Source organism: Streptomyces caelestis (genome assembly GCF_001279005.1).
GTDB classification, from domain to species: domain Bacteria; phylum Actinomycetota; class Actinomycetes; order Streptomycetales; family Streptomycetaceae; genus Streptomyces; species Streptomyces heliomycini.
Genome location: NZ_LGCN01000232.1, coordinates 1 through 3,837 on the forward strand (window position 1 = coordinate 1; position 3,837 = coordinate 3,837).

A 3,837-nucleotide genomic window follows, 5' to 3' on the forward strand; every position below is an offset into this window, starting at 1 on the left:
CCACCTCACACCGGTCGAGTTCGAACAACAACTGATCACGTCACGTACTCTGCCACTCGCCGCATGAAACCCGGTGTCCACTCCCGGGGATCAACCTCATCGGCCGAGCTCGTCCAGGGGCATCAACGCCCTGTGGAGTTGTGTTGGCTCGGAAGGGGTGTGACGCATGCCACGGGAACCCCGGCGGGGCTGCGGAGGGTACATGGTGTGAAAGACACAGATCGAGATGATGAGCTACGTGCGCGTATAAGAGCCGGGGACCGCGATGCGTTCGGCACCCTGTACGACGCACACGCGCGTGCGGTGTACAACCATGGGCTGCGGCTGACCGGGGACTGGTCGCTGGCGGAGGACATCATGTCCGAGACGTTCCTCGCCGCGTGGCGGACCCGGGCTTCCCTGAACCTCGAGGGCGGGTCGCTCAGACCGTGGCTCCTGGGGATCGCCACTCATAAGGCGCACAATGTCACACGCCGCCTGCGCCGACAGCGCCTGTTCCTCTCACGCCAACCGGCTCCACCTGCGGTGACGGACTTCGCCGAGGAGAGCGCGGGCCGGATCGACGACGCTCGCAGGCTGGCCGGGGTCCGCAGCGCCCTGAGCGGACTGCGCAGCCAGGACCGTGAAGTTCTCGTCCTGTGCGTGTGGTCCGGCCTCACCTACCAGGAATGCGCCGAGGCACTGGATATTCCCCTGGGCACCGTGCGCTCCCGGCTCGCGCGCGCCCGCCGGCGGCTCGATCGGCTCAGCGCAAAGAACATGGAACTGCACGGCCCTCGCGGAGAGGTAAAGAAGCAGGCCGCATTCGCGGCCGCGCGCTCACAGGAGGAAAACCGATGACTGCCTCAAACCGCCATGACGGTTCCGGCGACGACGCCGCACATCTGCGCGGGCTGTTGCCGGACGCACCCGAATGGGACCTCACGCCCACCCGCCACCTCCACCACCGGAACGTGCTGCTGCGCGAGATCGACCGGGAGCAGACGGCCGCCCCCACCCCGGCGACGCCTGCGCTTCAGCGGCGGTGGCTGCGTCCGGTCTTCCTGCTGCCCGCCACGGCCATGGCCCTCGCCGGCGCTCTGATCCTCACGCTTCCCGGCACGGAGCAGGAACCCGGCGCCAAGGCAGAGGCGACCGACGCGAAGCACGCCGCAGCGAACGGCGTAGTGCTCACGCTCGACCGCATCGCCGCCGCGTCCATGGAAGTCGACGTCAAACCGGTCCGCGACGACCAATTCGTCTACGTCCGAAGCCTGGTCCGCAGCAACGAAGGCACCTTCGACGGCCCGGTGAAGCTCGGCGCTCCACACCGCCGCGAAATCTGGGTGTCGCAGGACTCCGCACCGATCACTCGCACCGGGGTGATCCGTGAGTCCGGAAAGGGTGTTCCTATGTCTGGGCAGCGGATTCCCATCGAGACGGCCGCCCCTGACGGCAGTGCCGAGCAGGGAGTCCCAGCCGGAATCGACCGGCCCACCTACCAGTGGCTGGCCAAGCTGCCCACCGACACCGACGCTCTGCGCAAACTGCTCTACGCCCAGACTCGACCCCTCGAAAACGAATCGAAGGACCAGGCCGTCTTCAGGAAGATCGGCGATCTCCTGAACGAAACAGTCATGCCGCCGGCCAATGCCGCGGCCCTGTACAAGACCGTCGCCACGATCCCAGGCGTGAGCGTGACTCCCGACGCCACCGACGCTGCCGGGCGCCATGGGATCGGAATCACCCGCGAGGAGACCGGCACCGCAACTCGAGACGAGTGGATCTTCGACCGAAACAGTTTCACACTTCTCGGCTCGCGCTCCTACCTCACGCACACAGCCGGGACCAAGCCCTCCACCCTCTACAACAGCACCGCCATCATGGAAACCGGCGTCGTGGACCGGGACGACCGCGAACCCACGGACAAGCAAAAGACGGCCTGAACAACGGGACAGTGCGCACCCTCGCCCCGACAGTGACCGAAGGCCCCTGCAAGGTGCGATGCCAACAAGTCGCCCCTCGTCGGTGATCGTCCCGCCCGATGGCCCCGCCGACCCGCGCACCATGGATTCGGACGGGTGCATCCATCGACGTGGGGCGGGTAAGCGGGTGACGGTCTCGGACTGTTCAAGCTCCTCCGGGGCCTGTCGGAGTGCGAGGCCGAGCTCAACGACAGTCCCCGACCTGCTCACCGGGGCCACGTTCGTGTTCCTCGCCTCCGACGCCGCCGGCAAGCCGATGATCATCGACTGGCTTGAAGCCCACGACGTACCGTTCGTCGACGTCGGCATGGGTATCGAAGAGATCGACGGCCGCCTCAGCGGACTCCTGCGCGTCACCACCAGCCTCCCGGGCCGCCGAGACGCAGCCCACCGCCACATCCCCCAGCCGGCACCCGAACGCGACGCCTACGCACGCAACATCCGGACCGCGGATCTCAACGCGCTCAACGCCGTCCTGGCCGTCATCCGCTGGAAACGCTCCATCGGCATCTACGCCGACGCCACCGACGAGAGCCACACCACGTACTCACTGATCACTAACGAGATCGCCGATGAGGACCTTCCGTGACCGCACGAGACACCCTGCGCCCGGTCTTCACCGAGACCTTCCCCCCGACAATGGACGCAGGGATGCTGTACGTCTCGATTCCCGATCGCACCTGCGGCCACCTGTGCTGCTGCGGATGCGGCCACGAAATCGTCACACCGCTCTCCCCAGCCCAGTGGTCCCTCACCTACGACGGCGAGAGCGTGTCCCTCACCCCCTCGATCGGTAACTGGTCACTTCCGTGCCGGTCGCACTACTGGATCCGTGACGGTCGCGTCCACCGGAGCCGCCGGTACTCGGCGGCGGAAATCGATCAGAACCGTGACCGGGATCCTCGCCTGTTGGCCAGAAATACGAGGGACCTCCGGCCAAGACGGCGGGTGTCCAGAGTCCGTCACCATCTGCGGTTCTGGTGCCCGTGGGCTGGCGAGCAGGTGTACAACGCCCTGACCTCAGCGATACCGCGTTGTGTCGTTGGCATGGCGCCACGCGCACGAATGGGAGACGGACGGAGTGCCGGCGGGGTCGGCACAAGGGACTGAGCAGGGTGGGCCCGACTCTACGCGTCGGACCCACATCCTTCGCCTACGCCCAGTCCATGCCCAGCTCCGCCAGAGCGCTGAGCTGTTCCGCGTCCAGCCGGCCCCTCCTGGCGCGGGTGTGGATACCCATACGCCCAGCTTGACGATCACCGGCTCGTCCTGGCCGTCGATCGCGTTTTTTCACTGTGCCCCCTTGGCACCGGCCGGCCGCCTTCGCGCTCGACCCACTGTGTGAGGGCTGCCAGTCCGCGTTGGAAGGCTTGCTGTGCCTTGCTCGGCCGCTTTGCCGCACGGGCGGCGGCCGGGGTGGCAGGCGGGGCCTGGGCGGGCTGTACGCCCAGCTTTGACAGCCGTTCTTGCTGCTCGGTCGACAACAGCTTCCAGGTGGCCGGCTTGCGCTGCTGCTGGAGCCGTCGTCCGATGTCGTCGCCGTCCATCAACACCCCGGGCGCGATGTCGGGCAGCACGCCGCCGGCCTCGTCGGCGGCGAGGTGGCGGTAGTGGCGTTGCCAGTTGAGTGGCCAGGGGCGGTTCCAGTCCGGGTCGATTCCAGCCAGCTGTGCTGCGCGTATGGCGGCCCGTTTCGGGTCCTTGCCCAGGCCACCTTTCCGCCGGAGGTTGGCCATGTGTTGCCCGACCGGCACGGGGCCGCCGCCAGCTGGGTCGTCCCAGACGGCGTCCTGCCGGGGGGCGAGGTGCCCGGTAGCCCGCCGGTACGAGCGGAACGCGGCGAGCTTGGCCTCCCAGGCTTCTTCGCCGGGTT

The 3,837-nt window shown here is 67.6% G+C and carries 4 protein-coding genes and 1 pseudogene; 4 read left to right on the forward strand and 1 reads right to left on the reverse strand.

What is annotated here, in order from left to right; translation table 11 throughout:
* Positions 1–207 precede the first annotated feature (207 nt).
* The 4 genes from ADK41_RS30455 to ADK41_RS44135 all read left to right on the forward strand — a co-directional run bounded on the left by ADK41_RS30455 (position 208) and on the right by ADK41_RS44135 (position 3,074).
* Positions 208–840 (forward strand): RNA polymerase sigma factor, encoded by a 633-nt coding sequence (locus ADK41_RS30455; protein WP_030837341.1) that lies wholly within the window; start codon positions 208–210, stop codon positions 838–840.
* Positions 837–1,925 carry a CU044_5270 family protein gene (locus ADK41_RS30460; RefSeq protein ID WP_030837345.1) on the forward strand — a complete coding sequence of 363 codons (1,089 nt, stop codon included), beginning with the start codon at positions 837–839 and terminating at the stop codon, positions 1,923–1,925. Before ADK41_RS30455 ends, ADK41_RS30460 begins: the two co-directional genes overlap by 4 nt.
* A gap of 262 nt (positions 1,926–2,187) precedes the next feature.
* Positions 2,188–2,553, forward strand: coding sequence for a hypothetical protein (locus ADK41_RS30465; RefSeq protein ID WP_030837347.1), 366 nt, complete (start codon positions 2,188–2,190; stop codon positions 2,551–2,553).
* Positions 2,554–2,615: 62 nt separating this feature from the next.
* Positions 2,616–3,074 (forward strand): DUF6527 family protein, encoded by a 459-nt coding sequence (locus ADK41_RS44135; RefSeq protein WP_348538640.1) that lies wholly within the window; start codon positions 2,616–2,618, stop codon positions 3,072–3,074.
* A gap of 43 nt (positions 3,075–3,117) precedes the next feature.
* Here the strand turns inward: ADK41_RS44135 and ADK41_RS30470 are convergent.
* Positions 3,118–3,837, reverse strand: a pseudogene (locus tag ADK41_RS30470) (helicase associated domain-containing protein); the annotation flags it as partial.

Excerpts from the sequence above, each read along its gene's own strand:
- ADK41_RS30460 (WP_030837345.1), top strand. The coding sequence starts at position 837 with ATGACTGCCTCAAACCGCCATGACGGTTCCGGCGACGACGCCGCACAT.
- ADK41_RS44135 (WP_348538640.1), top strand. The coding sequence starts at position 2,616 with ATGCTGTACGTCTCGATTCCCGATCGCACCTGCGGCCACCTGTGCTGC.